Annotated in this window: 4 protein-coding genes; all 4 read left to right on the top strand. The window is 72.6% G+C overall.

Features of this window, described 5'->3' with window-relative positions; all coding sequences use genetic code 11:
* The coding region (locus FUT87_RS25130; protein WP_186830756.1) for a sensor histidine kinase at positions 1-594 on the top strand (594 nt) is incomplete at its 5' end.
* A complete protein-coding gene (locus tag FUT87_RS25125; RefSeq protein ID WP_147242763.1) occupies positions 591-1,706 on the top strand; it encodes a histidine kinase in 1,116 nt (371 codons plus the stop codon). The genes FUT87_RS25130 and FUT87_RS25125, both read left to right, overlap by 4 nt.
* Positions 1,703-2,473, top strand: coding sequence for a LytTR family DNA-binding domain-containing protein (locus FUT87_RS25120; RefSeq protein WP_091720425.1), 771 nt, complete (start codon positions 1,703-1,705; stop codon positions 2,471-2,473). Before FUT87_RS25125 ends, FUT87_RS25120 begins: the two co-directional genes overlap by 4 nt.
* 113 nt (positions 2,474-2,586) lie before the next feature.
* Positions 2,587-4,839 (top strand): molybdopterin-dependent oxidoreductase (locus tag FUT87_RS25115; protein WP_147242762.1); only part of this gene is annotated, 2,253 nt, incomplete at its 3' end.

The following is a 4,839-nucleotide window of genomic DNA, read 5'->3' as shown; positions in this document are numbered from 1 at the left end:
CACTTCCTGTTCAACACGCTGGCCAACGTGAAGCGCCTGTACGAGACCGCGCCCGAGCGCGGCCGCGACATGATGGCCAGCCTGATCGCCTACCTGCGGGCGGCGCTGCCCAGCATGCGCCAGGGCATGTCGACGCTGGGCCAGGAGCTGGAACTGGCGCGCAGCTACCTGACCATCCTGCAGATGCGCATGGGTGAGCGGCTGCGCTTCGACATCGAGGCCGACGCCGCGCTGTTCGCGACCTCGCTGCCGCCGATGGTGCTGCCGACGCTGGTCGAGAACGCGATCAAGCACGGCCTGTCGCCGCTGCCCGAGGGCGGCCGCATCGATATCACCGCGCGGCGCGAACCCGCCGGCCTGGGCCTGCTGCTGGAGGTGCGCGACACCGGCCAGGGCTTCGCCGCCAGCGGCGGCAGCGGCGTGGGCCTGGCCAACACCCGGGCGCGGCTGATGGCGATGTTCGGGCGCGACGCCTGGCTGGAACTGGAGGCGGCCGAGCCGCGCGGCGTCATCGCGCGGGTGCGCGTGCCGCTGGCCGGCGCGGCGCGCGGCGCGTCCGCGGCCCCGGCGACGCCCGCCGGAGCGCTCCCATGACGGAGGCCCTGCGCGAGCGCGCCGCCCAGCTCTGGCACGCGTGGCGCTCGCTGCGCCGCGAGGAGCTGTCGTGGTTCCTGCTGATGGGCGTCTTCTACGGCCTGGTGGACGCGTCGTCGATCTTCTATGTGATGGACAACGCGCGCTGGCCGTCGGCGCTCGCCAACCAGATGCTCACGCCGCTGCTGGTGGCGCTGGTCATCCTCTTCACCTGGCTGCCGGCGTCGCGCAGCGCGCTGGAGAGCCCCTGGCGCGTCGCCCGGCTGGTCATCGCGGTGCTGATCGGCGCGGTGCTCGCCAAGCTGCTCTACGACCAGTTGATGCCGATGCTGGGCTGGCCGTCGATCGCCGACCTGGCGCGCGAGCGCAAGGGCGAGATGCCCCATCAGCCCATCCGCTGGCTCAATTTCATCGGCGAGTGCCTGTCGATCTGCGTCACCGCCAGTCTGTCGGTGGCCTGGTACGAGATGGCGATGCGCCGCCGTCGCACCCGCCCCCGCCTGGAGGCGCTGCTGCGCGAGCAGAGCGCGATGCAGCGCGACGCCGTGGCCGCGCGCCTGGCGGCGCTGCAGGCGCAGGTGGAGCCGCAGTTCCTGTTCGACACGCTGGTCGACATCGAGCGCGCCTACGAGCGCGCCGACATCGCGGCGCCGGAACAGATGGAGCGCCTGATCCGCCATCTGCGCGTGGCACTGCCGCGGCTGCGCGAGCGCGGCGTGACGCTCGAGTCCGAGGCGGCGCTGCTCGACAGCTACCTGGCCGTGGTGGCCGGCCGACAGCGCGGCGCGCTGCCGCTGTCGACCGAGTGGTCCGCCTGGCTGGCCCCGCGGCCGGTGCCGCCGATGCTGCTGCTGCCGCTGGCCCAGCTGATGCTGCGCGACGCGGCGCGGCTGCCGACCCAGGCGCGGCTGAGCGCCCAGGAAGCCAGCGGCGGCGGACTGCGGCTGCGGCTGTCCTTCGACCGCGGCGGCCTGTGCGGCGAGGAGACCGCGCTGCGCGCGCTCGGCGAACGCCTCGAACGCCTGGACCGCGCGCCAGGCGCGCCGCCGCCGCGGCTGCAATGCCGCAGCAATGCCGACGACACCGAATTCACGCTGGAGCTGCCCGCATGAGCCTTCATTCCGCCGCACCGACCGCCGTCGTCGCCGAGGACGAGGAGACGCTGCGCCATGAACTGATGGACCGGCTCGCGCAGCTGTGGCCGGAGCTGGTCATCGTCGGCGAGGCCGCGGACGGCGTGCAGGCCTTGCGCCTGCTGCAGGAATGCCGGCCCGACGTGCTCTTCCTCGACATCCAGATGCCCGGCGCCACCGGGCTGGACGTCGCGCGGCAGGTGCAGGGGCGCTCGCACGTCGTCTTCGTCACCGCCTACGACCAGTACGCGGTGTCCGCCTTCGACGAGGGCGCGGTCGACTACCTGCTCAAGCCGCTCGAGCCGGCGCGGCTGTTCACCGCGATCCAGCGCGTCAAGCAGCGCATGGCGGGCCCGCCGGCGGACCTGAGCGCGGTGCTGAGCCAGCTCGGCGCCCAGGCCGGCAAGCTGCCGCAGCGGCAGTTCCTGCGCTGGATCAACGCGTCGGTGGGCCAGACGCTGAAGCTGATCACGGTCGACGAGGTGCTGTATTTCCAGTCCGACAACAAGTACACCCGCGTCGCCACGCGCCAGGGCGAGGCGCTGATCCGCAAGCCGCTCAAGGAACTGGTCGACGAGCTCGATCCGCAGCAGTTCTGGCAGATCCACCGCTCGACGCTGGTCAACGCGGCCGCGGTGGCCGGTGTCTCTCGCGACTTCCGCGGCCGCATGCAGGTCAAGCTCAAGGAGAGCGAGGACGCGCTGATCGTCGCGGAGAGCTATACCCACCTGTTCCGGCAGATGTAGGACTGCCGACGCCGCTGGCCTCGCGCATCACGTCATCCCTCCTCTGTCGCCTACATGACCACCGGCCCTGCGGCCGCCTCCCACAATCGTCGGCAAACGACGGGAGACACGCCATGGCCCTGGACGCCACAGCCACCGAGCACACCCACACCCGCATCTGCCCGCTGTGCGAGGCCTGCTGCGGCCTCGAGATCCGCACCCGGACCGCGCCCGAGGGCAGCTCGGTCATCTCGATCCGCGGCAACGACGCCGACCCCTTCAGCCACGGCTACCTCTGCCCCAAGGGCGTCGCGCTGAAGGACCTGCACGAGGACCCCGACCGCCTGCGCCAGCCGATGCGTCGCCGCGCCGACCGCGCCGGCTTCGAGCCCGTCAGCTGGGACGAGGCCTTCGCCGAGGTCGCCCGCCGGCTGCCGCCGCTGCGCGAGCAGTACGGCGCCGACGCGGTCGCGCTGACCATCGGCAACCCGGCCTCGCACAAGATCGGCTTGTTCAGCTACTTCCCGCACCTGGCGCGCGCGCTGGGCACGCGCAACCTGTTCTCGGCCTCGACGCTGGACCAGATGCCCAAGCAACTCGCCTGCGGATTGATGTACGGCCACTGGCTCAGCGTGCCAGTGCCGGACCTGCCGCGCACCGACCTCTTCATCTGCCTGGGCGCCAACCCCATGGTCAGCAACGGCAGCCTGTGGACCAGCCCCGACTACCGCGGCAAGGCCAAGGCGATGCGCGCGCGCGGCGGGCGCATCGTCGTCATCGACCCGCGCCGCACCGAGACCGCCCAAGCCGCCGACGAGCACCTCGCGATCCGTCCCGGCGGCGACGTCTACCTGCTGCTGGGGCTGCTGCACACCGTGTTCGACGAAGGCCTGGAACGGCTCGGTCGCCTGGAAGCGCATGTCGAGGGCCTGGACGCGCTGCGCGCCGCCGTCGCCGACTTCCCGCCCGAGCGCGGCGCCGCGCACTGCGGCATCTCCGCCGAGACCCAGCGGCGCCTCGCGCGCGAATTCGCGACCACGCCCAAGGCGGTGCTCTACGGCCGCTTCGGCACCTGCACGCAGCGCTTCGGCTCGCTGAACAGCTGGCTCATCGACGCGCTCAACATCGTCACCGGCCACTTCGACACCGCGGGCGGCCTGATGTTCCCCAAGGCCGCCGCCTTCGCCGCCAACACGCTGGGCCGGCCGGGCCAGGGCAAGGGCGTGGCCACCGGGCGCCGGCACAGCCGCGTCGGCAAGGCGCCGGAGGTGATGGGCGAATTCCCCATCAGCTGCCTCGCCGAGGAGATCGAGACCCCCGGCGACGGCCAGGTGCATGCGCTGATCACCGTGGCCTGCAACCCGGTGCTGTCCTCGCCGAACGGCGCGCGGCTCGCGCGCGCGCTCGACGGCCTGGATTTCATGCTCAGCCTGGACCCCTACATCAACGAGACCAGCCGCCACGCCGACCTGATCCTGCCGCCGCCCTCCCCGCTGGAGGACTGGCATTACGACATGGTCTTCGCGCAGCTTTCGTGGCGCAACCATGCGCGCTGGTCGGGCCCGGTGCTGCCGGTCGATGCCGACGCCCCGGACGCGCCGCGGGCCGAATGGCAGACGCTGCTGCGGCTGGCGGCGATCGCCTCGGGCCTGCCGGCCGACGCGGACCTGCAGGCGGTCGACGATGCCGCGCTGCGCGCCGAGCTGAAGCGCCAGGCCGGCGACCAGGCCGAGGCCGTCTTCGGGATGCTCGAGGGCGGCGCCGGCCCGGCGCGCTGGCTCGACCTGGGGCTGCGTTCAGGCCCTTACGGCGACGGTTTCGGCGCGAAGCCGGACGGCCTCACGCTGGCCAAGGTGAAGGCCGCGCCGCACGGCATCGATCTCGGCGAACTGCAGCCGCGCGTCCCGGAGATCCTGCGCACGAGCTCGGGCCGCATCGACCTGGCGCCGTCGGCGCTGCTCGCCGACCTCGCGCATGCGGACGCGGCGCTGCGTCACCCGACCGGCGACGAGCTGCTGCTGATCGGCCGGCGCGAGACCCGCAGCAACAACAGCTGGATGCACAACCTGCCGGTGCTGGCCAAGGGCCGCGAGCGCTGCACCCTGCTGGTCCATCCCGACGATGCGGCGCGCGCGGGGCTGGTGGACGGACAGTCCGCGCGCCTGAGCAACGCGCGCGGCAGCGTGATCGCCCCAGTCACGCTGAGCCCCGACATGCGGCCGGGCGTGGTCAGCCTGCCGCACGGCTGGGGCCATGACCTGAGCGGCAGCCAGTTGAACGTCGCCGCCCGCCATCCGGGCGTCAACATGAACCTGCTGCTGGACGACGAGGCCCGCGACCCGGTCTCGGGCACCTCGGTGCTCAGCGGCATCCCGGTGCGGCTGAGC

The sequence above is a fragment of the Mitsuaria sp. TWR114 genome, assembly GCF_007997345.1.
This window is presented reverse-complemented; position numbering and strand designations above follow the sequence as displayed.

Excerpts from the sequence above, each read along its gene's own strand:
- FUT87_RS25120 (WP_091720425.1), top strand. The coding sequence starts at position 1,703 with ATGAGCCTTCATTCCGCCGCACCGACCGCCGTCGTCGCCGAGGACGAG.
- FUT87_RS25125 (WP_147242763.1), top strand. The coding sequence starts at position 591 with ATGACGGAGGCCCTGCGCGAGCGCGCCGCCCAGCTCTGGCACGCGTGG.